The following is a 24,485-nucleotide window of genomic DNA, read 5'->3' as shown; positions in this document are numbered from 1 at the left end:
AAATCCTAGTATCGCTAAACGTTTAACTATCAAGATAAACGAAATTATGTCCATAAACCTCATCGATCCGGCGGTCGTATCATCCATCGCCCACTTGAAATTGATCGCCCGCCAGGCGGTGGAGGGCGCGGTTTCTGGCCTTCATCATACCCACTTTATGGGGCGAAATGTGGAATTCAGCGAACATCGGCCCTACAATCCCGGCGACGAATTGCGCCATATCGACTGGCGCGCCTACGCCAAAACAGACCGTTTTCATGTTAAACTCTTTGAAGAAGATACCAATCTTCGCGCCCTGATCCTGACCGATCTGAGCGGATCGATGCGGTTCGGAGAATCGACCATCACGAAAGAACGCTGCGCCCAGCAACTGGCGGCGGCGCTATCCTATCTCATGCTCGCCCAAGGCGACAGCGTGGGAATGGCGGTTTTCGACGACCGGACGCGGGCTTTTGTTCCTCCCCGCCATCGGCAGGATCAATGGAGTTCCATCTTGGAAATCCTGGCCGCTACGCCGATGACGGATTCCGCTTCGGCCACCGCTTCCGTTCTTTCCGCGATGGGCGAACAACTTAAAAAACGGGGCATGGTGATTTTGATTTCCGATTTAATCGAAAATCCCGAACAAGTCGTTAGCAGCCTGGCGATTTTGCGCAAACGGCAACAAGAAGCCATCGTATTCCATATCCTGACGCCGGAAGAGATCGATCTGCCCTACCACGGAACGGTCGAGTTTCTTCCCTTGGAATCGCCGGAAACGCCCCTGCAAACCAACCCCAAACGCTTGAAAAGGAACTACTGCGAGCGGGTGCAGCGTTTTCTTGAAACCTACCGCAATGGATTCCTCGAATTAGGTATCGATTATAATTTGGTCCGTACGGATCAACCCTTGGAGATTTATCTCCGGGAATATCTTCAGATGAGATTGAAAAAATCATACCGTCGATGAATCGCAAACCTCTTCTATTCGTAACATGCTTTTGCCTTCTCCTCAGCGCCTCTTTCAGCGTGCTGGGCAGGAAAGCGGCAAAATTCGATATTGTATTTCTGAAAAACGATTCGCAACTGGAAGGATGCGTTACTGTGGAGTCGGAAACCCATCTAACCGTCGAAACCATCGGAGGCGCCGTCGTTCTTCCATTAGACTCGCTGACTCGAATGGAACGCGCCGCTCCCGGCGAAAGCGCTTTGTTCATGGCGAATCAGCTGCTGGATAAAAAAAATTACGACCGCGCCGCCCGGTTTCTGAAAAAAGCGGATGCGTATTCCGCCTGGAAGACGGAAATCCAAGCCGCCTGGCAGCGGATGCAAACTCTGCAAGCCGAAGACCAGCAAAAAGAGAACGATTTGGAGCGCATTCAAATCGAACGGCTTATCGAACGGAAAGGACTCCAGGCGGGCATTGAAGAACTGCAACGCCGCCATCGCCAAAGCGAAGAAGACGAGTATTGGGGCAGCTACCGTGGCCGTTTGCATCTCATCATCGCGAAAGAACGCTTGGATCATCTCGATTTTCAGGGCGCAGAACGACAATTGACGTTAGCGGAACAATACGGAATCGCCCCCGAAGAATGGAAGGAAGTCCGCGATAAGATTATCGCCATGAAAAGAGACAGCTTGCTTCACGGACGGGAATTTTTAGAAGCAAAGGTGGCGTTGCGAGGTAAAAAGACGGGGAGGAAGCCCGCGGATTCGTCTAATTTCCTGACGGCGGTGGAAACGGCGGAAAAGAACGGCGAGCCGTTGCCGCCGCTGGAATGGCTGCGTTTCGTCGATCAATATTCCCGAGACAACGAAATCAATCCCTTGCTGGTATGGGCGCTGATCGACGTTGAATCCGCCTGGCAGCGGGATATTGTCTCCTCAAAGGGCGCGCAAGGCCTGATGCAATTGATGCCGCCTACCGCCGATGACCTCAACGTCGACGATCCCTTCGATCCCGAAGAAAACATCCGCGGTGGAACCCAATATTTGCGATTTCTCTTGTCGATGTTCAACGATAGGGACACCGCCCTGGCGGCCTATAACGTCGGACCCGGCCGCGTGGAGAAAACAGGCGTTCCCCCCGCCGGGAAGCGCTACATCGCTAAAGTGACCAAGCGACTGGCCGCCTTGCAAGAACGGTTTGGCGTTAACGTCAATTAATTCGTATTCAGAGCAAGGCAGGCTCAAAGCGGAGCGCAGCACAACAAAAGCGACAGGGAGACTTGGAGACAGGGGCAAGGTTGTTTCTGCCCTTGAAACATCCCTTATTTCTCCTCATTCATCACTCCTCATTCATCATTAATAGATCACGAGGGCGGGGTCAGCGCCAGAACGAACGGCCCCGCTTTTTCTTTGAGAAATTCATAGGAATTTTCCATGTTTTTCGTCAAATCGGAAAAACTGATAATGGGATCGAAAAATTGGGCGCTGTTTTCCAGGAAAAACATCTTCAAATCCCGGAAATACGGCTCGATGCGGAGATTGAAGTTGGAATGATGATCCGGCGTCGGCGGGAAAACCATTTTCAATCCCACTCCAGATAAAGGCCGTTCGAATTTCCCGAACAGGGGAGCGGCGGAACTCATCACCGTTTTTTGAAAAAATTCCACCGTATTATCTTCGCTTTGATAGGGCATAAGCAGACGGATGAGGATTTTGCTGTGAATGAGGATGGGGATATGGAAAACATCCCGCAACGTTTTCACAATGCGATCCACATCCTCGATAAACGTGGTAAACATCGCCTGCGTGAAATCGTCTTGATACGTCATCCGGTCGGGAGCGATAACCAGACTGCGGTTGCCGCCTTCGGCGAGACGCGCGCCCTGTCCTTCGCCCAGCAATCGAAACTCGTTGAACCGGCAGGGATCGGCCAGTCTCATGTAAAATTCCCGCGCTTGCGCCGGGGCCAATGCCATCGGAGGATAAAGCGCCTCCAGGCCAAACGTCAAAGGGATGTATTCCGGCATGATTTCACTCTCCGCGATCGTCTCATGATCGTCTCGCTGTATTTTGCCGCCATTTTCGCGCAACGCTTGGCCAGCAAGCGGCGTAGTTCGCGGGGTTGCAGTACTTCCGCATGTTCTCCGTATTGCATGATCCACCAGCTGAATTCGTCCAGGCCGGAGACCACGGTCCGCAAATAGACGAAGCCTTTTTCCTTCCAAATGCGTCCGTGGGCGATCTCTTTTTCCAAGATTAACGGCCCCACTTTGCGATCGAAACGCGCCACGACGATATTCGGCTCTCCGCCCATGATATTCCAACTGTACAGAAGATATTCCTCCAAGTCGAAATCGGCCTCCTCGCGAAAGGGTTCCGGCGATTCGATGATATCGAGGATGCGTACGATTTTGAAAGTCCGGATTTCGTTTCTCCTGTGACAGAATCCAATGGCGTACCAGGAATTGTTGCGGTGGGTCGCGGCGTAAGGGCTGAATTCGCGCCAGGACGGTTTATCGCTCTCGCGGGAGCGGTAATTTATCCGTACGCGGCGCTTTCCCAGGATTGCGCGGTTGAGAAACGCGATGAGACGGGGATCGACGACTTTCTTCAACGGCGCGCCTCCGGACGCCGAATCGCTGAGCCGATCGACGCGGCTTTCGGCGGGCGGAATGATTTTGGCGCGCAAAGCATTCAATTCGCTGCGATCGGCGGCTCCCGACTCGTCCAACATCGACAGCCCCAGCATTAACAGCAGCGATTCTTTCCGGTCTAAATGAAAGGGAGATTGAAAAGCCAGCGTATTGAGCCGATACCCTTGCTCGGAGAAATAAATGGGAACTCCCGAATCGCATAAATCCTGCAAATCCTGATAAAACGTTTGCTCCGAAATCGAGAAACGCTCCATCAGTTCCGCCGCGGAAAGGCCGTCGCGGGAGCGAATGGCTTCGGCCAATGCAATCAAGCGCGCCAGCCGGGATGGTTTATTTTCGCTTGTCATAAAATCATTCCATCTGCAAAGTAGCGCCTCATCGGCATCCGGCGCATAGAATCCGCACACACATAAGAATATCACGCATAATAGGACAAGCGAACCGGAACAGGTTGAGCGCAAAAGGAAAAATCATGCGCAAGAGCGGCATCCCTTAATCGCCCTGTTTTTACGATATGGAAGGGGATTTTCCAATTTGAATCAACGTTTCATTCATGCTTCCCTGGCGGTATCCCATGAGGTCCAAAGAGATATAAGCATAGCCAATTTCGCGAAAGCGGCGATAAATTTCCTCCCGGTTTTCGAGAATTTTCGGCATCGCATCCGGCGGCGTTTCGATGCGGGCGAGATTATGATGATGGCGAACGCGGTACTGTTGGAATCCCAATTGACGCAGATAATCTTCCGCCTGCTCCACCATGCGCAGTTTTTCGGGGGTTATTTCCTCGCCGTACGGAAAGCGGGAGGAGAGGCAGGCAAAGGCGGGTTTGTTCCAAGTGGGAATATTCAGACGTTTGGAAAGCAGGCGGATATCTTCCTTGGTCAATCCCGCTTCCACCAGAGGATTGCGCGCGCCCCCTTCCTTGACCGCCTGTTGGCCGGGGCGGTAATCGCCCAAATCGTCCAAGTTGGTTCCAACGGCGATGGCGCGGTAGCCCCGCTCCTGCGCGATTCGCTGCAAATGGGAAACCAATTCCTTCTTGCAGAAATAACAACGGTCGGCGGCGTTCTTGCGGTAGTTGGGATCGTCCAATTCCGAAGTGGTTACGCATTCGAAATTCAAACCCATTTCGCGGGCGTTTTTTTCTGCTTCCCGCCGTTCGAATTCGGGGTAGCTGCCGCTGACGGCGGCCACGCAAAGAGCGCGGTCGCCGAGAACATCCGTTGCGGCTTTCGCCAAAAACGCGCTGTCGACGCCGCCGGAATAACCGATTACCACGCTGCCGATTTCGCGAAAAATGGCTTGCAGACGCTGGTATTTTTCATCCAAATGATTTGACATGCTCCATCCTTTTTCCATCCATCGAAATCTTAGCGTACCGAAAGGAAGTGTAAGCGGGAATCGAATCCGGTCAAGGAAATTCGAAAACGCCGCGAGGCTCAGCGCATTTCTCAATTGAAAGGGAGTCGCTAAATCGCGACGATTTATTTCGTAGGATGCAGGCTTTGCAATATCACTTCTTTAAGACGCTCCTCGCGCCAGAGCGATTGAACTGCTTTCGCTTTGGGCGTGGATCGGTGGATGGGATATAGAGAAGAATACGCAAATAAAATTTCACCGCCGCTGTTGGAAGCGAATACGGATTCCAACTGTTTGCCGATCGTATAAACCGAATTGAAATCCACATTCACTCCCACCGTCAACTTTTGCATTTGTTCGGACGTAAAATAGTTTTCCAGACTTTTTAGAGTTTTGCGGAAGGAGGGGACGTCCCTTTCATAGGCCATCGGCGCCGCCCAATCGACAAGATTCTCGGAAAACCAGGTTTTGGGATCTTGTCCCACTTCGGAAGTGGCTTTATTGATTTCCGCCGCGAACGTCGCCGAGAGTTGCATGGTCGGCGAAGAGCGTTGAATGGCTTCCCGAATGGCGCGGATGGAAGCGGTTACCTGATCGCGTTTGAACTGTTGCCATTCGGGCAAATCGAAGCGAGGCTTCTTTCCGTACTGCGCCGTAAAATTTTTTACGCTGGCGTCGTCATAAGAAAAATCGCGAAAATTTCCTACTTCATTCAACGCGGGATAACGGACGTAATCCAAATGAACGCCAGCCAGGCCGGGATACGATTTCGCCATCTCGCCGCAAAGAGCGGCGAGATGCGCCCGGACATCCGGTTGGCCGGGGGAAAGGAACGAATAAAAGGTTTCCGACGGCAGCAGCATTTTTCCCCTTTGATCGATCATAAACCAGGAACGATGCTTCATCCAGACATGGTTCGAACCGGCGGGAGCGGATTGCAACCCACGCCAGCCGGGGAAAACGTTGATCCAGGCGTGCAATCCCAGTTTTCTCTTTTGGGCTTCCTCGATCGCCGTTTGCAAGGGATCCCATCCCGGATCGACGCCGAGGTTAGCAGGGGTGGTTCCCGTCAATTCCCAAGCCCAAGGCTCGATTTTCGATGGATAGGAAACGGCGGCGTTCCCCCGAACCTGGAAAAGAACGTCGCTCGCCCCAAGATTCTTGGCATTCTCCATGACGGCGGCAATCTCATCCGCGTTTTTATAATCCCATCGCGTAACCCAAATCGCCCGTTCGCGGCCCATAGCCTGATGGTTGGAAAGAATCGCCAAACATAGATACAAAGCAATTGCAATTCGACGAAATTTGTTCATAATTCATTCGACATAACTTTAGAATAAGCCGTCCAAAACCGATTTGCCGTTTCAGCAGATTCTAATGAAATACTATTTTGTAGAGAGATGCGATCCCTCAACCCAAAATCGAAAAGACGGCCATTTCGAATTCGAAATTATTTTTGTAGTCATCGTTGACAGCGAATCATAATGTTTTTTTCGAATTCTCTTAAGGGATAAAATTATTCAGCCCGCGATATTATCGGCAGGAAAAGAGGTGAGGATTATTATCGATAGCGCTGAACTCTATAGCCGCAAAGTAGGCGGCGCCGCCGTCATCTCCATCCATGGATCGTTCCTTGTCGGCGAAGTCGCCAAATTGCAAAACCTATTCAATCATCACAAGCATGAAGGCGTTCAAGATTTCATCGTCGATCTGGAGAATACGCGCCTGCTGCAAAGCCATGTCATCGGCCAGTTGCTGGTCATCATCCAGGATATCACCAAGAGCGGAGGCCGCATTTGTCTGGTCAAACCTACGGAACGGGTGCGATTCGTTTTGAATCTAACCCGCGTATCCGAACTCGTACCGGTATACGATTCTATGCAAGAAGCAATCGAAGCCTTCTCTCTACCCGCCGAGGGATTGGAAACCTGAGTTCAACGGCCTTGAGCGTATTCGCGCCATAAAGCCTCTAAATCCCATGCGCTTCCCTTTTCCGGCTGTCCCGCCGCGATCACCCGGTATCGCAGACGCCAGGTCTCTCCTTTTTTTAGTATTTTCGGCTGGCTGTAATTGGGCGAGCTGGAAAGAAACTGCATATTTTGCCCTAACGCGAAAAACTGAGTGGGATGGGAATCGTTGCCGGGATGATCGAAAATCGCCGCCGTTATCGGCCCGCCGTTCTGCAAACCGGAAATGGCGCACCATTTCGCCGCTTTTCCCATGCAATTCGCATCGCCTTCGTCATTTCCGGAATTGTAAAAACGAAAATCGGCGAAAGGCCCGATGCGGAACGTCAATCCATGATACGTGCGCGGCGATTTCTTATCACTATTGTATTCGGAGCCGAAAACGACTTCGGAAACGGCGGCCGTCAGCTGCAAATCAACGTCCGCTATCTGCAAATTTCCCCGAGGCGCCAAGAAATTCCATTCGTGGCGTCCTTCCACTAACAAATCGCCGCCTTCGCTTTTCCACTGATTCGATTCCACCAAGCGAACGCCATCCTTCGTTTCTTGCACTTTGACGCTGGTTGGCGTGATAAAGCCCCGCTTTCCTGGAGGCGAATTCGATTCCGCCCAGAAATCGATTCCCGATACGTCCGGCCAGCCTACGCTGAGCGCTCGGTGGTGGATATGATCCGCCGGGGAGTCATAGGTGACGCAACGACGATCCGGCGTCCAAAGGGGATGAATGAAGGATTTGTCCAACGCCTCCCCCGCATGATAAACGGCGACTTCCTTGCCCTGGCATAAGATTTTGATCTGTTCGAGCGGCTTGCGGACGATTTCTATTTTCTCTGCGCTCCAAGCGCAGAAAGCGAAGACGCTGCTAAGGATGGCCAGCGCAAGGCCTATTCGCATCACGCTGGAGAAGCGGTGGAAAATATTCTGAATTGGTTTTACCATTTTATTCTCCCCTTTAAAATATTCGGAAGTATTCAAGGGCAGAAAAAACTTTGCCCTTGCCACCCAGCAGTTAACCTAGGCGCCAGCGACGGGTTGACGAAGAACTTTCACTTCCCGCTCGATGCGGTCGCGCAATTTGCTTTCGGCCATTTCAAGGTCGTAACGGACTTGCATCCCCATCCAAACCGCAGCGCTTGTGCCAAAATATCGAGCAAGCCGCATGGCGGTATCAACCGTAATCGCTCGCTGTCCATGAACAATCCGGCTGATGCGAATGGGAGTAACTCCAATATCCTTCGCCAAGCGATATTGGCTCAATCCGAGCGGCTTCATGAAATCTTCGAACAATACTTCGCCGGGGTGAATAGGGGAAAGGCTGTCATCCATAATTGTCGCCTCAGAAATGATGCCTATAACGATGCTGCATTCCGTAAATTGTCTGAATCCGGATATCCATAAGGACCAGGATTTTTTTTATTCATGTTACGCGCGATAAAATACAAGATGGTTTTGTTTTCGCATCGTATTGAATCACGAAAACTCGAAAGGAGAAAGAAAAAACACGAAAAAAAACAAATAGATCAAGGGATCGCGCCATAAAAACGATTTTCCATGAAATTCAAGAGAATCCGTAATTCAAATATTTCGCGGAATTCGAGTTTCTTCGTGGTATCGTGATTCAAAGAAAAGACGCGGGGGCGAGTCGCCCCGCCCCCATGCCTTCTTGACTATCGCGCATCGAAAAATCAAGTCCAAACTTTCGTTGCGTCTTCGCTGAGGTAGGCGCGGCGCTTCTTGTGCCAGGCTACGTTGGAGAGATGTGGTCCGCAGACGGCTTTGTGCCCCACTTCCACTGGCGCGTTCGGTTCCTGGCGGGATTTGACGCAATCGAGGAAATTTTGCGTATGAGGCTCCGTTGGGATGCCGCCCTTGTATTCCAATGCGGGGGCTTTGCCCGGTTCCCACGGCTCTTCGAAGTAGCGGTAGCCGTCTTCGTCCAGAATCATGGTTCCCTTATCGCCTTGGAAGAAGATCGTCCAGCCATTCTGGTAGCGATTGGCATAGTCCAGGGTCCAAGTGGCGATTAAATCGCCGTAATCGTAGACGGCGGAAAATACGTCGGGCGTTTCCGAACCGATGGTTTCGTATACTTTGCCAAAGCATTCGGCTTCCTTGGGCGTTCCGGAATTGGTGAACCACTGGATGACGTCCATGAGGTGGGTTCCCTGGTCGGTAACGTTGCCGCCGGAGAAAACCCAAAAGTAGCGCCAATAGCGGTACTTCATCGGCTCGAATTTCACTTCTTTTTTGGGGTAGCAGAATTGCTTCCAATCCAATTCGCCGTCCAGAGGCGAATTGTTCAATGGCTTGTTGTCGTGCTGCCAATACCATTGCGCCCGGGCGAGGTGGATTTTGCCCAGCTTGCCGTCATCGATGATCTTTTTCGCTTCGTGCACGGCGGGGGAACTGCGGCGCTGCATTCCGATTTGGACAATCTGTTTCGCGGCGCGAACGGCTTTGACCATCTTGTTGCCTTCTTCGATGGAGTTCGACATCGGTTTTTCGCAGTAGGCGTCTTTTCCCGCCTGGACGGAGTCAATCAATTGCACGCCGTGCTGATGTTCGGGGCTGCCGATGAGGACGGCATCGATATCCTTGTTTTCCAGAAGCATGCGATAATTGTCATATGGCTTCGCCTGCGCTCCTGCTGCTTCCAGACCCCTCTCCAGATTGGGTTTGAAAACGTCGTTGACGGCGATGAATTCGGCTCCCTGTCCCATCAGGCTGCGCATGACGCCGCGTCCCCGTCCGCCCGCGCCGATGATGCCCATAAGAATCTTATCGTTGGCGCCAAGAACTTTCGGGCTGAAAATTTGCGGCGCCGCGAAGACGCCCGCGCCGATTCCCGCCGATTTTCCTAAAAAGTGGCGGCGGTTGATCGTTTGATTTTTCATGCTTTTATTACCTCCCGCTTATTTTTTTTTAAGGGATAATAGCATCCTTTATTTCCTATAAACGGTATGATTATAAAGAAAGGAATGCAAGACGCGCGAAGACGAATCGGATGCAATTCCGCCGGGCGGCGCATCTCTTCCTTGAAAAAAAAGAAAAAACGATCTTTCATCTCTTTCTCCCGCATCGAGCCGTTTCAAAAACCATTTTCAATATTTTTCAATTGGAGCCGAATGTGTTTTTTAGAAATAGGGGATTCACCCTGATCGAATTGCTTATCGTCGTAGCCATTATCGGCGTGCTGGCCGCCATCGCCGTTCCCAATTTTTTAAACGCGCAAATCCGCGCCAAAATCGCCCGCGCCGAGTCCGACCTGAGGGCGATCGGAACCGCCGTCGCCATGTATACGATCGATCGCAACGCGCCGCCGCCGCATACGCATCCGGACCTGGGAGACGCTACTACCGGCTATATCCGCTTCAACCTGACGACTCCGGTCGCCTACCTAACAACTGGCCTGCTGCCCGATCCTTTCGTCAATCAACGAGACGCCATCCGCATCGAGCAGAGCGAACAGTATTACACATACCATAATGTTCAATTCTATGTGGCAAAGAGCATTCATCCCCCCGTTTTTCTCGACTATTACGGAACCTGGAGAGCCTGCTCCTATGGCCCGGATCAAACGTACTATGGAACGATGTCCTACGGCATGCAAATCTACGACAGTTCCAATGGACTCGTCAGCGAAGGCAATATTTGGGCAAGCCAGAAAATGCCTATCGTTACGGGATATCCCAAAATTTGAATTCTTACACAATCATTTCTCACGCACAGGCGCGCCCGCGCCGCGAACGTCGAGGACGTCCCGCAATCCCTCTCCCAGCAAGTTGAAAGCCAAGACCGTCAACGCCAGCGCCGCGCCGGGGAAGAACGATTCCCACGGCGCTTCGCGTATGGCTTGGGTTCCATAATTAATCATGCCGCCCCAGCTGGGCGTAGGCGGACGCACACCCAGGCCGAGAAACGACAGCCCTGCTTCCGCCATGATGGCTTGCGCCAGCCCCATCGTCCACCAGATTAACGCGGGCGCGTAAGCGTTAGGGAGGATGTGCCGGAATAAGATGGCGAAGTCGGATGCGCCGAAGGCTTTGGCGGCGAGGACGTATTCCCGTTCTTTAACCACCATGACCTGGGAACGCATCAAGCGCGCCATCCCCGCCCACATGACGGCGCTCAAGGCCAGGAACACGGGCAACAAGCCGTTACTCGCCTCCGCCAGGCTCCAATCGGAAAAAATAATGGCTATGGCTATCACCAGCAGCAGAAAAGGAAAAGCCATCGTTACATCGACGATGCGCTGTAAAATCATATCCGTCTTGCCGCCGTAATAGCCCGACAACGCACCGACGATGACGCCGATAATCAAACCCATCGTGCGCGAGGCGACGCCGCCGCCGAGCGAAATCCGCGTTCCGTAAACCACTCGCGTATAAATATCGCGTCCCATCACGTCCGTTCCGAACCAATGCTCCCACGAGGGCTTAAGATAACGCGCGTGGAGATCGATCTCGTCGGGAGCGCAGGGAGTGATATAAGGCGCGAAAACGGCGATTACGATCAGCAAAATCGCTATCGTTCCGCCGAAAAGAATATAGGGATGGCGCAGCGCTTTCATGTTTCATAGCGGATCCGGGGATCCAAGTACGCATAGAGTAAATCGACGATCAGGTTGATCGCGATGAAGATCACGGAAAAAAAGAGCACGGCGCCGTTGATCGATGGATAATCGCGCTGCGCAATCGCCGTTACCAGAAAACGCCCCAATCCCGGCCAGGAAAAAACTTTTTCCGTCAATACGGAGCCGGAAAGATAACTGGCGAAATCCAATCCGATAATCGTAACGATGGGAATGAGGGCGTTGGCGAAGGCGTGCTTGAAGACGACGCGAAACGGGCTGGCGCCCTTAGCCCGCGCTGTGCGCAGATACTCCTCGTTCATGATTTCCAACAGGCTGGCCCGCGTCATGCGCGCCAGGAACGCGACGGATTGCGTTCCCAAAGCGATGGCGGGGAGTATCAAATAGCGAAGGTCTCCTCCCTCAAAGCCGGAAGGCGGAAGCAGCCGTAGTTGGATGCTGAAGAGATAAATCAACAGCAGCCCCAGCCAAAACACGGGCGTAGAGATGCCCAATAACGACAAAACCATCGCGATGCGGTCGAACCAGGAATTGGGCATTAGGGCGGACAATAAGCCCGCCGATACGCCCAAAAACACGGCGGCGATCATGGCGGAAGTGGCGAGGATGACGGTATTGGGAAAGCGTTCTAAGATTAATTGCGCCACTGGCCGCTGGCTGTCATAAGATAAGCCCAAATCGCCGCGTAAAAGATTGAACAAATATTTGCCGTATTGAATATAGAGCGGACGGTCGAAGCCATGGCGTTCGTTGATGGCGCGGCGCTGCTCCTCGCTGGCGCGTTGTCCCGCCATTGCGTCGGCGGGATCGCCCGGCGCCAATCGGCTCAAGAAAAAAGCGATGGTTACTACGCCCCACAAGACGGGGAGCATCCATAGAAGACGACGAATTATATATACGCCCATAAGTTGATTCTTTCGTCATGCTTTTACTTACGGCAAAGCCGTCTCAACGATGCGTTCTTTCAAATAGCGGGTTCCGTTGAAAATCAACGGTTCGGAATAGCCCTCCAACCACGGTTGATGGACGGCGTATTTCGCTTGGTGCCACATAAAAATCGCCGGTGTTTTTCGATAGAGAAGCTCATTGGCTTGTTCCAGCAGCGCCCGCCGCTTCTCGCTGTCGAGTTCCCGCTGCGAACGCTCGATGAGCGCATCCGCCTCCGCATCGCGGAAGCGGGACATATTGCCCGAACCCACTTGCGACGAATGGAATAAGGGGTAGAGAAAATTGTCTCCGTCAGGATAATCCGCGTACCAGTTGCGCCACGCCATGTCGAAATTTCCCTCGCGCAGATATTTTCGATATGTCACCCATTCCAATTGTTGCAGGCGGACACGGATTCCCAATTTTTTCCATAATGCCTGAATCACTTCGCCCGTCGAGCGAATGTAATCTTCATTATAAGGGAAAACGATGTCCAAAATTCGATCCCGCAAATTTGTTTTTTGAATGATCGATTGGGCTTTATCCAGATCGTAAGGAATAAGCGGCAAATTCTCCGAATATCCCGGCAATCCTGGCGGAATAGGCCCTCGGCTGATGGTTCCCGCCCCCGCGCGGACGCATTGCAAGACCAACGGCGTCTCAATGGAATGAGCGAACGCCCGCCGCGTTTCGGCGTTGTCGAACGGCGGCCGCTCGCAGTTGATGACCAGCATATCGATATTCAATAGAGGATAAAGTTCGACATAGCGCTTCCATTGCGGATGATGAATCCAGCGCGGAACTTCAGGCAACGGGAGAGGATTGATGGCGGCGATGTTGCCGATTTCGAATTCGGCCACGGCGGTGAAGGGATTGCCAATGATGCGCATCTTCAACTTAGCCATATTCGGTTTTACGCCGCAGTAATTGTCGTTACGATGAAATAATAAATGCCGGTCGTGCTTCCATTCTTGAAAAATCCACGGACCGCCGCCCAGCGGCCTTTCGCCGAAGGGAACGCCTTCCCGCTCGCATCGCTCCACCTCTTCGCGAGGAACGATCGACGCGGCGGGCATAGCCAATAAGCCAAGAAATGGCGCGTAGGGTTCTTCCAGCACCAAAGTTATTGTCCGATCATCGGCGATTTCCATCCGCTTGATTCGCTCCAATACCCACTGCGAGGATGAAGCCATGCGCGGATCCAGCACGCGCTCGAAGGAGTATTTCACGTCATCCGCTATGATGGGCCGTCCATTGGAAAATCGCGCCGCCGGATGCAAACGGAACGTATACCGCTTTCCCCCCTCATCGATCGTCCAATCGCTGGCCAGGTCGGGTTGAATCGCTGCCTTGCTGTCGAAACAGACCAACTTGGAAAAAACCAGCCCAATCAGCGTTCCATCGAACACGCCCCACGAACGGGCGGGATCGAGCGTCGGCGGATCGTTCATATCGTAAAGAACCAGTATCTTGGGATCCGGCGATGGCGAAAAAAAGGAACCGCTATAGGACGAATCATCCCCTCCGCATGCCGTCCATAATGCTGCACCGCTTGAAACGCTTAGAAAATGGCGCCGGGAAAGAGGAATCGAGGAAAGCACAATAAAAACCGCCTTATTAAAGCGTCTGAAATTTTATAAAAAACTTTGCATGTTCCTGACGTAATCCGCATCCACATTTTCGATCCAGTGCAGCGCCAGATTGGCCGCATGGTTCGCGTCGTCCTCATGGATCAGGGATGCGAATCCGTGGATATAACGGCTGGGAACGCCCAGGACGCAAGACGGAACGCCTTGTTTGTGCAGATGCACGCGGCCCGTATCGTAGCCGCTCTTCAAATAGGAAAGATGACAGGGGATCTTTTCCCGCTCCGACAAATCCAACAGGGAATCGCGCAATTTCCGATTGGGCAGCATCCAATTGTCGCAGACGATAAGGCACGCACCGCCGCCCATCGGCGCATAATCCTCCTCCGGATCGCCGGGAGCGTCTCGGGCGAAGCTCACGTCCACCGCCAAAGCTAAATCGGGATCGGCTATCCACGACGACGTCGCCGCGCCTCGCAGCGCCGGTTCCTCCTGCACGGAAAAAACGCCATAGACCGTGCAGGGAGGCTTCCGCGTTTTCATAGCTTGGAAAATTTTCAGTAGAATGGCGCATCCGATGCGGTCGTCCCAATTGCGCGCCATCCATACTTTAGGATTGGCGGAGCGCTGCAATTCGCCATAAGGGACGATAGGATCGCCGGGGCGGATGCCATATTCCTGCACTGGATTGAAATGAAGACTCACGCCCGCATCGATCCACAAATCTTCCAATTTAACTGCTTTTTTGAGTTGCTCTTCCTTCAATTCATGCGGCGAAGGCGCTCCGATGACGCCGAAGACGGGACCGCGCTTGGTTTGGATCGTTACTCGCTGGCCGAGAGCCGTCTGCGCATTCCAGCCGCCGATGGGCAGAAAACGGATATAGCCCCGCTTATCCGTGCCCTTCACGAGAAAACCGACTTCGTCCATGTGAGCGATTAACATTAACCGCACGTTGGAGTTTTCTCCTTCGCGCATAGCGATAAGCGAACCCAAACGATCCGTCGTTATTTCGTCGGCAAGTCCTTCGAGATGGCGGTGGATGACGCTGCGAATCTCCTCTTCGAAGCCCGACGCGCCAGGCGCTTGCGTAATCTCGCGAAAAAAGGCTTCTTCCTTTTCGATATCGATGATCACGGCTTTTTCCTCTTTATCGTCACTTTTTCGTCCGTAAAACGCGCAGGGCGATATCGCTGCTATATTCCGGCGAAGACAACTTCATTTCGCCTTCGGCATGTTTGATTGTCTCCGCTTTATCCACTTTGCCGGTTACCGTATTCACCCATTCCGCTTTATATGCGCCAGGCGCCATCTTCAAGCGGATATCCGCCTGTTGGCCGCCGCGCAGATAAACGGCGCAGGCTTCGCCTTCTTCGGCTAAGGCCCATGCCCGAATTGGTTTTGACGGCTCCAATCCCGCAATAATGGAGGAATCGGGCTTCATGCGGATAAAATCGAAACTGTACATGAAATCCTTCAATATCTTCAACTGCAAACGCAGGGCGGGACTGCCGCCGCCGGGAGCGTTCTGGCTGGCGATTCCGTTTTCGTACTCCGTCGTGAAGGAATAATCGAGGTTATCGAATAGGCCGCCGCCCGCCAAGAGAAAAGCCCATGCGTCGCCCCGGTATTTTACGTCGCTATCGCCGCTGAAGCCGGTTTCGTCGTAGCCGATGGCTTTGTTCAAACGATAATTCTGGCCGACGGCGTCGGGGGGATAGGCGTAGTGATAGTTAAAAAGCGAGACGTTGGGATCGGGATCGTCGATGACGCCGCTGCCGTTGGCGATGTTTTGGGCGATGAGATGTTTGCCAGGAAAAGCGGACTCCACCTCTACGATTGTGGCAGCGATATGGCGCTGGAACTCTTTAGTCACGCCGCCGAAATAGGGTTCGTTGCATATTTCATAATAAAGATTTTCGAAAATCTTCAATTCTTCAACGATCTTGCGCACCATCGCGTCCTGGACGGCGAGCAGATCGGCATCCTTCATGGCGTAGGGTTCCATGCTGGAGACCTTGCTGAAGCCGTTGATGTTGTTGATGGCGTTCATGGGGCTAAAGGTCCATAGTTCGGGATTGTAAAAGGGACAAAACAGAACCAATTCGACGACGATTCCCCGCTTTCCAGCTTCGGCGACGAACCGCTTCAAGCGCTGGAAATAAGCTTCGTCCCATTTTGTCAGATTGAATTTATTGCCGCCGTTTTTATATCCCGGTTCGGCGCTGCGCGCCCAAGGACAGACGAAACGTAAAGGCGCAGGTCCCAACGTGTTCTTTTCGATATTGAATTCGCCGAATCTCTCGCAATAGGCCCCGGAAAAAGTGCGCGTAAGATTCAAGCCATTGGCTTTCAACTCGTCGAGATAGGGGATGGCGTCGAAATCGAGATTGAGAACGGCGCCATAATGCTCGCCGGATGTGATTAATATCGTAGGTTCGCCGCGAAAGAGAAAGTAATGCGGATTCTCAGGATGCAACTGGATCGGCGTCCCCGCCAAGGCGGGATAAACCAATGCCATCATCGGCAAAAAGATAAATACGCGGCGAAAATTCTTCCATGCCTTTATTGATAATTTCATGAAATAAACCATTATTGTGTTCCCTTCCTATTTTTGAATGGTGAATATTTATTATCAAAACCGATGGGTCAATCAACGCTACTCATCCTACTTTTTTTTCATCACTCATCACTCATCCTTGTTGATTCGCCGAAGAGAAGCCAGCTGATCCGCCAGCACGCCGAAGAAGAAGACAATCACTCCGGCGATCATCAACAATTCCGCTCCGCTCGGTACATTCCATTCCCGCAGCAAAATATTCAGAGCGGCGTAAGCGAATCCCAAGAGAAACAATAATAAACTGATCGGTGTAAAAACCTTGAGCGGATTGAACAAGGCGGCGATGCGGACGATCAACATCGCCGTCCGCAAGCCGTCGCCGAGGTTCACTGTGCTTCGCCTTCCTTGGCGGGGATGGGTTTGGATGGGGATTTCGCTCAATTCGTAGGCGTCTTTAAGCATCGCCAGCGTTAACGTCGTGGAGAAGGAAAATCCATTGGGCAGTAAGGGGAAATAATTCATCACGTCCACTTTGCGGAAAAGGCGCAATCCAGAATTGACATCGGCGGGTTTGACTCCAGCGAGAAATCCAGCGAAACCTTGTAGAAGGGACTTTCCCGGCATTCGGGAAGCATATTGAAACGAACGTCCGTCGCGAACGCCGATGGCGATGTCGCATCCTTGCTTCAACGCTTGCAGCAGGCGCAGCGCGTCGTTCGGATCGTGCTGGCCGTCGCCGTCGAACGTCAAGATAAGATCGTATTTCGCCTTCCGGATTCCCGTCTTCAGCGATGCGCCGTAGCCCCGGTTGACGCGATGGCGAATGACCTGCGCTCCGGCGGCGGCGGCCTTTTCCGCCGTGGCGTCGGACGAACCGTCGTCGACAACGAGAATTTCGTGCTCGGCATCGCGCAACGCCGCTTTCAATCCGCCTACAACCTGGCCGATGGCCGCTTCTTCATTATAGGCGGCGATGACTACCGTTATCGGCGTTTCTTCGTTCATTGACGCAATCGCCTTTCCCTCTTTTCGCTAAAACCTATTGACGTGAAATATACTATACCTTTTTTGTTTCTATTCCCATCGCCTAGCCGCATCTCCTTATCTTTACTAAAATAATGCATCTCCAATCGACGATATAACCGTGGGAGCCGGAATCGCGCATGTCCTTTCATCCTATTTCCTATCATGCCGCTGCTTGGGGCGATGAATGGGAAAAAGCCCTCGACGATATTTCCATCGCCGGATACCAAGGCGTCGAAGACTTGACTTGCCTTTACGCGAATTTTTTCGATCGCTCTGAGATAGCGCTGCGTCATTTGACGCAATGGAGGCTGGTTCTCTCCGCGTTATGGATTCAAGGGGACGCCGTTATTGAAGAGAAACGGGAAGAAATCCATCGGGAAACGCTGCGCCGCGCCGAATTCCTGCAGAAAATGGGATCGCATGTCCTGGTTTTCGATATCTCCAGCCGCGAAATCGCCGAATCGGAGCGCAAAGATTTCCAAACCGCCGCCTTCGCATTGAACGAAATCGGCAAGCGCTGCCAGGATTATGATGTCAATCTTTGCGTTCTTACGCGATGCGATTCGCGCTTATCGAGCGAGGAAGAAATCGACCGCCTCATGAATCTCGTCCAAGAAAACGCCTTCTTTCTCTGTCCCGATGCAGGGCATCTCCATTGCGCCGGAGAAGATCCCGTACGCATCCTTAAAACGTATGGCGCTTGCGTCCGCCATCTTGTATTCCGCGACGTCAAGCCAGAAGCAGCGAAGGGCGAGCCTCCCTTTTGCGAATTGGGCGAAGGAACATTGGATTTCCGAGAAATCATGCATTCGCTGAAAGGGATATCTTACCAAGGCGGAATCGCATTCGTTTTAGATGAATCGTCCTATTCCCCCAAAGAAAGCGCGGAAATATCTTATAATTATTATAAAGAAATTCTTGCCGGAGAATCTTAACGTGAATACGAAAAAGACGCCTTTGCGCGCCGTCGTTCTATTGTCCGGAAGCGGTACAACCCTGCAAAACCTGATCGACCGGCGCGAACGAGGAGAACTGCCCATCGACATCGTTCTCGTCATCGCCAGCCGCGAAGACGCTTATGGCCTCGAACGGGCGCAAAAACATAACATCCCCGCCCAAGTCATCTCCCGAAAACAATTCGCATCCTGGAAGGAATTCAACCAAGCCCTATCGCTCGCCGTGGAGAATGCCCAACCCGACTTGATTCTTTTTGCGGGCTTCATGTCGCTTTTCCGACCCGATCCCAAGTGGTATGGACGAATTATGAACGTCCATCCCGCCCTGATTCCCTCTTTTTGCGGCAAGGGCATGTATGGACATCACGTTCATGAAGCGGTAATCGAATCCGGCGTTAAAATTACGGGAGCGACGGTTCATTTCGTCGATGAAAATTACGATACCGGGCCGATTATTTTGCAAAAGGTTGTGGAAGTGCGCGACGATGACTCCCCTAATTCCTTAGCGGAGAGAGTGCAAGCGGCGGAAAGAGAAATCTATCCTGAAGCCATTCGCCTTTTCGCCGAAAATAGATTACGGATAGAAGGAAAGCGCGTCAAAATCGTCCCACTATAATAGATGTTACTGCTCCACGCGCTTATTGCTGACGGCGGCCAGAGGTCAATATATCATGTCGAAGATATTCGTTGTTCTTCCCATTTTGATTCTCTTGCTCTGCCTGCTATTTCTCCTCCGTTGGATTCGATCCGCCGCCAAAACGAAAACCGATTTATTGGCCGATCTCGGGCTGGCTCGCAAGATGACGGGAACCAGCAACGCTCCCTTTTACAAATGGGGATGGCGGAAAACCAGCGACGAGCGCGTCTGGGCGGAACGGATCATAAAAATGGCGTTCCAGAAAGCCGGGATATGGCTGTCCCATGACGATTTGACCTACTTCGAAACCGTTTGTAATCATCAGCAGGAAGGCAAAACCATAAAGAATGAATCCATTATCAATAAAATCGACAGCATTGTCAAACGGACGGAAACCATATCCGCTTGGATCGCCAGTTATGTAAAAAAAGGCCTCCAGGAAATTTTTAACACTCCCGAAGACAAAGCCGCCGTTCTTTTGGCGGAATCGGGAAAGAAAACGGAACAAGATAAGGTTCTTCTGCGCTTTGGAACTATGCAACTACGGAAAATGTTAAGCGCTCCCGGAATCCATATCCTGGGATTTGGCTCCAGGGGCTACCGCATGGAAGATTCCAAAAGCGCCCAGGTTTTTTTTCTGGGCGGATTCGAAGGTTGGGACCAATGGATTCAAATCTTTACGCAAGAAGTCAAAAAACAACTTACCGGCGGCGGCTTTCCTCCCGCTTCGCAACCTCTGGTCAACGCCTTGCGCGGCAGCGTTATTCAAGGATTATTTGACGACTATTTGGACGACGTCAAGGAATCCCGCAAATTCCGCGAGATCATGGAGCAGGAAATCGCCAATCGCGAATTGTCTCTTACCTTCGACAATATCACCCATTTAGAATTGGTTCTCTATAACTGGCAATTTTCGAACAACGGCGATTTCAGCATCGTCGATCATAAAAATCTTCGCAGTTTCATTTCCCGCCGCGACTTGAATCCCCATTTCCGCGAACGCATCATCAAGCGAATCCGGACGGATTTTCACTCCCTGCTTCAAGTGGCGACTTCTTTTCCGCGCAACGTCATTTTTTATGGCGACAACGAAAAAGCGCGGAATTACGCCACCGCCCAATATCTCATGCACTTGGAGATTATGTCCCGTTGTCTGGGACCGCCCACGAAAACGGAAACCAGCGGCCCGTCGCATATCACGCTAACGGCTATAGAAGTCGGCGAAGCTATGCAGTTGGATAAATCCTTGTCGGAATTAATCGAAAAACAGAAGAAATTCAGCATTTTCGAACGCGAAGTGAACGAAAATGAAGCCGCCAACCGCGGGTGGGTGCTTAACCTCCCCGTCGGAGAAGGCATGATCGGAAATTTGAAAGAACTCAACCAAGACGAATATCAATTCTATGCCCGCTTCGATTGCGACAAGGCGGGCGACATCGATTTCGAAACCAATACCTACAACGCCGCCAAACAAAGACAACTCTTTCTGAATATGATCATGGATTCTTTCTATTCCTCTCCCCCTCTCGAAGGGCCGATCGAAACTCCGGGGAACAATTCTTCCGCTTGATCGCTCCCAATTCGCATCGCTATTTTTCGGAAATTGGCTTTTCGCAACGGTCCCGGCTTTTCGAGCAGATTGACCCTCTCCGAAAAGACGGTTAATAATAGGCATTCGAATGCGGCTGGTTCTTGTCAAGGAGCCGTGCATAACGTCTCCGCCTCTAATGCAAGACCGCCATGATATGTCATTGAGCTAAGGAGAAGGAAACATGGAATTCACTCGCGACGAATTGAAAGCGATATTGCGAGAACTCATTCAAGAAGATCTTCCCGTCGGCCATACGCCGCTGGGCGACCGGTGGATCGGGGGTAAAATCTATATCCAACCGAAAGACGAATCTACCATTCCCAAAGAAATCCCCATCGATTTGTTTTTCCATAAGATCGTGATGGTTCGCGACCGACTGCGGGTATTGGAACAGAATATCAATTCGCACAAAAAACTGGACGACGAAGATAAGGTCAATCTTCAACAATATATTACCAAAATTTATGGAACCCTGACGACCTTCAATATGCTATTCAAAAATAAAGCCGATCATTTCGTCGGCGAAAAAACGAAGTAGGAATTCTCAAGGGCAAAAAAAAATTTGCCCTTGCCACCCGGCGTTGGCGCTTTTTGAAACTCAACGAACAACGAAGGATTTTTTAAGATGGGTTGGCGCCGTTATAGATTAAGGTACAATACGGCGTTCTTGCGGCGCTAGCTTTCGCCAGGCCGCTTTTGTTGAGGCCGCGTTGCCATAGCGCCATTAAGATCGTTTTGGAACCATATATTTCATACCTATTTCACGCAATGGAGGTCCAATAAGTATGTTTCGCATTCGCCCTCATTCTCTCCGCATTTGGGGAGGACTCATCGCCATTACGCTTTTCGGCTCTATCGCCGGCGCCCAGCCCAGCGCTCCGACCGTGGCGAACGTCACGAAAATCCCCTTCGACGCGCCCGCGATCAAGTACGGCGATCTCGAACTCACGATCGGCTATTTTCTTCATTACAACCAGGGACGCCTCAGCCAGTTGCGCAACGAAGACGAAGCGCAACGGAAAGAGGCCATACAAGATATCGTGAAGAATTGCATTTTCGAACGCCTCATTACCGCCCAGGCTCTTAAAGAGGATTATGACAAAGATCCTTTTTATGTCGTCAAAAACCGGGATATGGAATACGATTGGCTTACCCGATTTTATGTTTACCATCAGTTTTATCTTCCCTATAAAGCCAACGACGAGGAAGTGCAAAAAGAGTACGACGCTAACAAGAAAGATTATTATAAACCGCTGACGTTCAGTTTCCGTCATATCTTTTTCCGAACCATCGATATGGCGGAAGACGTCCAAAAGATCGCGAAGGATCGTGCGGCCAAAGCCTTGGCGCTAATACATTCCGGCTCCGATTTCGAAGCTGTCGCCAAGGAGTTTTCCGATTCCGACAAAAAAGGAACGCTCCTCGGACCGCTTTATACCCGGAAAGAGAAACCGGATCAGGCCATCAATATCCAGCTGGAAGAAGAACTATTGAAAATGAAGGCGGGAGATGTCAGCGACATTATCCAAACCCGCTTCGGTTATGAGATTCTAAAACTGGAGACTCTGACGCCGGAAACCTACACGCCTCTCGAACAAGTCAGAATATCCATAGAAAACAAATTGCGCAAAATCAAAATCGAGGACTTGAACAAGGAACTCGTCGATAAGAATTGGGATAAAACGGTAAAGGAATACCACCCCGAAGCGATCTTCGACGAAAAAGCCGATCCCAATACGGTTATCGCCGTGGTCTATGGAGAAAAAATCACCAAGGACGATTACGATAAAATTCAACTCCGGCCTTTGCAAAAACCCGAGGACATGGATCAAAAAGCCTTCGAAGAAAAAACCATCGAAGACCTGAAGTATAAAATCATTTTCCGCTACATCGCCGGAAAACTCGCCAAAGACCTGGGATACGAAAAAATACCCGGTTATATCGTCTACTCTTCCGTGATGCGCGATCAGAATACCTTTTCCGCCTGGTGGAAGAAACTCTCCGACCGTTGGGTGGAAGAGCATCCGATTACGGAAGAAGAGAAGCGGGATTATGTGGAAAAGAATCCCAAGGAATTTTTGCAACGTCCCCAATCCCGCATCGCTGAAATGTCCTTCAAAATCCCGCCTTACGACGAAAAGGACAAATACGCCGCTTATAAAGCGCAGGAAGCCGCAATGGACAAAGCGAACAAGGCGCTGGAACGAGTGAAAGCGGGCGAGAAATTCGCCGACGTCGCCCGCGAGATGTCTGAAAGCGATTCGGCGTCCAAAAGCGGAGAAGTCGGCTTGATCTCCAGCGATTCCGAAGCGCTTCCCCGGTATCTCATTACCAGCGCTATGAATTTAGCGGCGGGCGAATTCAGCAAGGAGCCTCTCAAGGAAGGCGACCGATATTACGTCCTCGGCTGCCTGGAGAAGCCGGAGCCTAAAGCGGAAGAGTACGATCATCCCGCCGTTCAGAAACACTTGGAACGGGTATTGACGAATAAGCGGCGGTCGGAAGCCTTCGACGAAACCATGAAGAAAACCGTCGATCCCGACAAGATTGAAATCCTGTACAAAGACATCTATACGTTCGATCCGCGGTTCGTGGAACGAGTCAGTCTTGATCCCGTTAAGTGAAGATACAAACAGAAAAAGGGCGGCCTGGCGCCGCCCTTTTTTTATTTCCGTACAGCCGTATAAATATAAACGGAATCGATTACGTATCTTTATTGATGCCGATTATATTGGGAGGCGGCCGTTCTCGATCGAATTCGTTCGAGCGGCGAGACCATGGGCGCAGAACCGTATTATCTGATCGCTTTGCTGGCCTTCGCTCCAGGAATATTCTGGCTGGGATACATTTATAAAAAAGACAAATGGGAGCCGGAACCGCAAAAGTTGGTTTTATGCGTATTCTTTTTGGGAATGTTGGCGGTGATTCCCGCCATGCTCGCTAGTTTCGTTCTATCGCTGGGCATCCCTCACCGGGAAATTTCATCCGCTTACCGCACTTGCTTCATCGCGCCGGTCATCGAGGAATTATGCAAATTCCTGGTCGTTTATCTGACGATTTTCCGCAGTTGGGAATTCGACGAACCGATGGATGGCATCGTTTACGCGGCGGCGGCGGCGTTGGGATTCGCGTCCCTGGAAAACGTATCGTATTTATGGTTCGAATACCAAACGCCCGAATTCGTTCCTCCGCCCGATTCGAGCGTTATCCCCCAGAGCGCGTTATGGAATCTCGCCTTTTTGCGCGGCATTCTCTCCGTACCGGGACACGTCATCGATTCGTGCATGTGGGGCTACGCTTTGGGGGTAGCGAAATTTCTTCGCCATCGCGCGCTCGCCCGCATCATTATCGTCAAGGGATTGATCTTAGGCATGGCGCTTCATGCTCTTTTCAATTCGCTCGCCTCATACGGTTTAAGCGTGGCGGGATTGTTGATTTTGCAGGTTTCTCTTCTCTATTATCTCAACAAGAAAGTCAAAATCGCCTTACATAAGTCCCCCTACGCCAACCCCATAAAAAAACCTATTTTCAAATAATACCATTTGATTCGAAGTATTTGCCATCATCATTACGGGGAGGGCGAGGCTCCCGCCGAGACGTATAGATCCAATAGTTCGCCAGGAGGCTCACCCTCCCATCTTTTCCAAAGCTTGTGCATCAAACAAAAGGGCATTACGTATAACTACCCGTCAATTCGCCATGCA

At 51.5% G+C, this 24,485-nt stretch carries 23 protein-coding genes; 10 read left to right on the top strand and 13 right to left on the bottom strand.

Annotated elements, in window-relative coordinates:
- Positions 1-46 precede the first annotated feature (46 nt).
- Both AB1656_07825 and AB1656_07820 read left to right on the top strand, forming a co-directional pair.
- The gene (locus tag AB1656_07825) at positions 47-949 is read left to right on the top strand and encodes a DUF58 domain-containing protein (GenBank protein ID MEW6235280.1); all 903 of its coding nucleotides are present in this window, start codon (positions 47-49) and stop codon (positions 947-949) included.
- Entirely contained in the window at positions 946-2,145 is a 1,200-nt protein-coding gene (locus AB1656_07820; protein MEW6235279.1) for a lytic transglycosylase domain-containing protein, read from the top strand. Before AB1656_07825 ends, AB1656_07820 begins: the two co-directional genes overlap by 4 nt.
- A 146-nt stretch (positions 2,146-2,291) precedes the next feature.
- Here AB1656_07820 and AB1656_07815 read toward each other — a convergent pair whose 3' ends face one another.
- From AB1656_07815 to AB1656_07800, 4 genes are all read right to left on the bottom strand, one after another.
- A complete protein-coding gene (locus AB1656_07815; GenBank protein MEW6235278.1) occupies positions 2,292-2,954 on the bottom strand; it encodes a hypothetical protein in 663 nt (220 codons plus the stop codon).
- Entirely contained in the window at positions 2,933-3,928 is a 996-nt protein-coding gene (locus tag AB1656_07810; GenBank protein MEW6235277.1) for a transcriptional regulator, read from the bottom strand. The genes AB1656_07815 and AB1656_07810 overlap by 22 nt, the downstream gene beginning before the upstream one ends.
- 160 nt (positions 3,929-4,088) lie before the next feature.
- The gene (larE, locus tag AB1656_07805; GenBank protein ID MEW6235276.1) at positions 4,089-4,922 is read right to left on the bottom strand and encodes an ATP-dependent sacrificial sulfur transferase LarE; all 834 of its coding nucleotides are present in this window, start codon (positions 4,920-4,922) and stop codon (positions 4,089-4,091) included.
- 143 nt (positions 4,923-5,065) lie between these two features.
- Positions 5,066-6,253 (bottom strand): family 10 glycosylhydrolase, encoded by a 1,188-nt coding sequence (locus AB1656_07800; protein ID MEW6235275.1) that lies wholly within the window; start codon positions 6,251-6,253, stop codon positions 5,066-5,068.
- Between the two features lie 238 nt (positions 6,254-6,491).
- Between AB1656_07800 and AB1656_07795 the strand changes: the two genes are divergently transcribed.
- Positions 6,492-6,872, top strand: a complete 381-nt coding sequence (locus AB1656_07795) for an STAS domain-containing protein (GenBank protein MEW6235274.1) — start codon at positions 6,492-6,494, stop codon at positions 6,870-6,872.
- A 2-nt stretch (positions 6,873-6,874) separates the two neighbouring features.
- Here the strand turns inward: AB1656_07795 and AB1656_07790 are convergent, their stop codons facing one another.
- The 3 genes from AB1656_07790 to AB1656_07780 all read right to left on the bottom strand — a co-directional run bounded on the left by AB1656_07790 (position 6,875) and on the right by AB1656_07780 (position 9,801).
- Positions 6,875-7,846 carry a PmoA family protein gene (locus AB1656_07790; protein ID MEW6235273.1) on the bottom strand — a complete coding sequence of 324 codons (972 nt, stop codon included), beginning with the start codon at positions 7,844-7,846 and terminating at the stop codon, positions 6,875-6,877.
- Positions 7,847-7,921: 75 nt separating this feature from the next.
- A complete protein-coding gene (locus AB1656_07785; protein ID MEW6235272.1) occupies positions 7,922-8,233 on the bottom strand; it encodes a HigA family addiction module antitoxin in 312 nt (103 codons plus the stop codon).
- A gap of 359 nt (positions 8,234-8,592) precedes the next feature.
- A complete protein-coding gene (locus tag AB1656_07780) occupies positions 8,593-9,801 on the bottom strand; it encodes a Gfo/Idh/MocA family oxidoreductase (protein ID MEW6235271.1) in 1,209 nt (402 codons plus the stop codon).
- A gap of 233 nt (positions 9,802-10,034) precedes the next feature.
- On the opposite strand from AB1656_07780, the gene AB1656_07775 reads away from it, so the two are divergent.
- A complete protein-coding gene (locus tag AB1656_07775; GenBank protein MEW6235270.1) occupies positions 10,035-10,607 on the top strand; it encodes a type II secretion system protein in 573 nt (190 codons plus the stop codon).
- A 12-nt stretch (positions 10,608-10,619) separates the two neighbouring features.
- Here AB1656_07775 and AB1656_07770 read toward each other — a convergent pair whose 3' ends face one another.
- From AB1656_07770 to AB1656_07745, 6 genes are all read right to left on the bottom strand, one after another.
- Positions 10,620-11,477, bottom strand: coding sequence for an ABC transporter permease (locus AB1656_07770; protein ID MEW6235269.1), 858 nt, complete (start codon positions 11,475-11,477; stop codon positions 10,620-10,622).
- Positions 11,474-12,403, bottom strand: a complete 930-nt coding sequence (locus AB1656_07765; GenBank protein MEW6235268.1) for an ABC transporter permease — start codon at positions 12,401-12,403, stop codon at positions 11,474-11,476. The genes AB1656_07770 and AB1656_07765 overlap by 4 nt, the downstream gene beginning before the upstream one ends.
- Before the next feature lie 27 nt (positions 12,404-12,430).
- Positions 12,431-14,026, bottom strand: a complete 1,596-nt coding sequence (locus tag AB1656_07760) for an ABC transporter substrate-binding protein (protein ID MEW6235267.1) — start codon at positions 14,024-14,026, stop codon at positions 12,431-12,433.
- Positions 14,027-14,059: 33 nt separating this feature from the next.
- Entirely contained in the window at positions 14,060-15,148 is a 1,089-nt protein-coding gene (locus AB1656_07755; protein MEW6235266.1) for a M42 family metallopeptidase, read from the bottom strand.
- A gap of 19 nt (positions 15,149-15,167) precedes the next feature.
- Positions 15,168-16,592 (bottom strand): putative collagen-binding domain-containing protein, encoded by a 1,425-nt coding sequence (locus tag AB1656_07750; protein MEW6235265.1) that lies wholly within the window; start codon positions 16,590-16,592, stop codon positions 15,168-15,170.
- 108 nt (positions 16,593-16,700) lie between these two features.
- Entirely contained in the window at positions 16,701-17,576 is an 876-nt protein-coding gene (locus AB1656_07745) for a glycosyltransferase family 2 protein (protein ID MEW6235264.1), read from the bottom strand.
- A gap of 158 nt (positions 17,577-17,734) precedes the next feature.
- On the opposite strand from AB1656_07745, the gene AB1656_07740 reads away from it, so the two are divergent.
- The 6 genes from AB1656_07740 (at position 17,735) to AB1656_07715 (ending at position 24,317) form a co-directional block, all read left to right on the top strand.
- Positions 17,735-18,532 (top strand): sugar phosphate isomerase/epimerase, encoded by a 798-nt coding sequence (locus AB1656_07740; GenBank protein ID MEW6235263.1) that lies wholly within the window; start codon positions 17,735-17,737, stop codon positions 18,530-18,532.
- Position 18,533: 1 nt separating this feature from the next.
- Complete coding sequence (purN, locus tag AB1656_07735) at positions 18,534-19,169, top strand: phosphoribosylglycinamide formyltransferase (protein MEW6235262.1); 636 nt, start codon at positions 18,534-18,536, stop codon at positions 19,167-19,169.
- A 55-nt stretch (positions 19,170-19,224) separates the two neighbouring features.
- Positions 19,225-20,760: a hypothetical protein gene (locus AB1656_07730; protein MEW6235261.1), complete on the top strand. Its 1,536-nt coding sequence runs from the start codon at positions 19,225-19,227 to the stop codon at positions 20,758-20,760.
- Between the two features lie 202 nt (positions 20,761-20,962).
- On the top strand, positions 20,963-21,319 hold the full coding sequence (locus AB1656_07725; GenBank protein ID MEW6235260.1) for a hypothetical protein: 357 nt from the start codon (positions 20,963-20,965) through the stop codon (positions 21,317-21,319).
- A gap of 247 nt (positions 21,320-21,566) precedes the next feature.
- Positions 21,567-23,405: a peptidyl-prolyl cis-trans isomerase gene (locus tag AB1656_07720; GenBank protein ID MEW6235259.1), complete on the top strand. Its 1,839-nt coding sequence runs from the start codon at positions 21,567-21,569 to the stop codon at positions 23,403-23,405.
- Positions 23,406-23,558: 153 nt separating this feature from the next.
- Positions 23,559-24,317 carry a PrsW family intramembrane metalloprotease gene (locus AB1656_07715; GenBank protein ID MEW6235258.1) on the top strand — a complete coding sequence of 253 codons (759 nt, stop codon included), beginning with the start codon at positions 23,559-23,561 and terminating at the stop codon, positions 24,315-24,317.
- The last annotated feature ends 168 nt before the right edge of the window (positions 24,318-24,485 follow it).

It is taken from the genome of Candidatus Omnitrophota bacterium (genome assembly GCA_040755155.1).
Classification (GTDB): domain Bacteria; phylum Hinthialibacterota; class Hinthialibacteria; order Hinthialibacterales; family Hinthialibacteraceae; genus JBFMBP01.
The sequence above is the reverse complement of the archived record's forward strand: the minus strand, read 5'-3'. Positions and strand labels throughout refer to the sequence as shown.

Excerpts from the sequence above, each read along its gene's own strand:
- AB1656_07825 (MEW6235280.1), top strand. The coding sequence starts at position 47 with ATGTCCATAAACCTCATCGATCCGGCGGTCGTATCATCCATCGCCCAC.
- AB1656_07820 (MEW6235279.1), top strand. The coding sequence starts at position 946 with ATGAATCGCAAACCTCTTCTATTCGTAACATGCTTTTGCCTTCTCCTC.
- AB1656_07815 (MEW6235278.1), bottom strand. The coding sequence starts at position 2,954 with ATGCCGGAATACATCCCTTTGACGTTTGGCCTGGAGGCGCTTTATCCT.
- AB1656_07810 (MEW6235277.1), bottom strand. The coding sequence starts at position 3,928 with ATGACAAGCGAAAATAAACCATCCCGGCTGGCGCGCTTGATTGCATTG.
- larE (MEW6235276.1), bottom strand. The coding sequence starts at position 4,922 with ATGTCAAATCATTTGGATGAAAAATACCAGCGTCTGCAAGCCATTTTT.
- AB1656_07800 (MEW6235275.1), bottom strand. The coding sequence starts at position 6,253 with ATGAACAAATTTCGTCGAATTGCAATTGCTTTGTATCTATGTTTGGCG.
- AB1656_07790 (MEW6235273.1), bottom strand. The coding sequence starts at position 7,846 with ATGGTAAAACCAATTCAGAATATTTTCCACCGCTTCTCCAGCGTGATG.
- AB1656_07785 (MEW6235272.1), bottom strand. The coding sequence starts at position 8,233 with ATGGATGACAGCCTTTCCCCTATTCACCCCGGCGAAGTATTGTTCGAA.
- AB1656_07780 (MEW6235271.1), bottom strand. The coding sequence starts at position 9,801 with ATGAAAAATCAAACGATCAACCGCCGCCACTTTTTAGGAAAATCGGCG.
- AB1656_07770 (MEW6235269.1), bottom strand. The coding sequence starts at position 11,477 with ATGAAAGCGCTGCGCCATCCCTATATTCTTTTCGGCGGAACGATAGCG.
- AB1656_07765 (MEW6235268.1), bottom strand. The coding sequence starts at position 12,403 with ATGGGCGTATATATAATTCGTCGTCTTCTATGGATGCTCCCCGTCTTG.
- AB1656_07750 (MEW6235265.1), bottom strand. The coding sequence starts at position 16,592 with ATGAAATTATCAATAAAGGCATGGAAGAATTTTCGCCGCGTATTTATC.
- AB1656_07745 (MEW6235264.1), bottom strand. The coding sequence starts at position 17,576 with ATGAACGAAGAAACGCCGATAACGGTAGTCATCGCCGCCTATAATGAA.
- AB1656_07740 (MEW6235263.1), top strand. The coding sequence starts at position 17,735 with ATGTCCTTTCATCCTATTTCCTATCATGCCGCTGCTTGGGGCGATGAA.
- AB1656_07730 (MEW6235261.1), top strand. The coding sequence starts at position 19,225 with ATGTCGAAGATATTCGTTGTTCTTCCCATTTTGATTCTCTTGCTCTGC.
- AB1656_07725 (MEW6235260.1), top strand. The coding sequence starts at position 20,963 with ATGGAATTCACTCGCGACGAATTGAAAGCGATATTGCGAGAACTCATT.
- AB1656_07720 (MEW6235259.1), top strand. The coding sequence starts at position 21,567 with ATGTTTCGCATTCGCCCTCATTCTCTCCGCATTTGGGGAGGACTCATC.
- AB1656_07715 (MEW6235258.1), top strand. The coding sequence starts at position 23,559 with ATGGGCGCAGAACCGTATTATCTGATCGCTTTGCTGGCCTTCGCTCCA.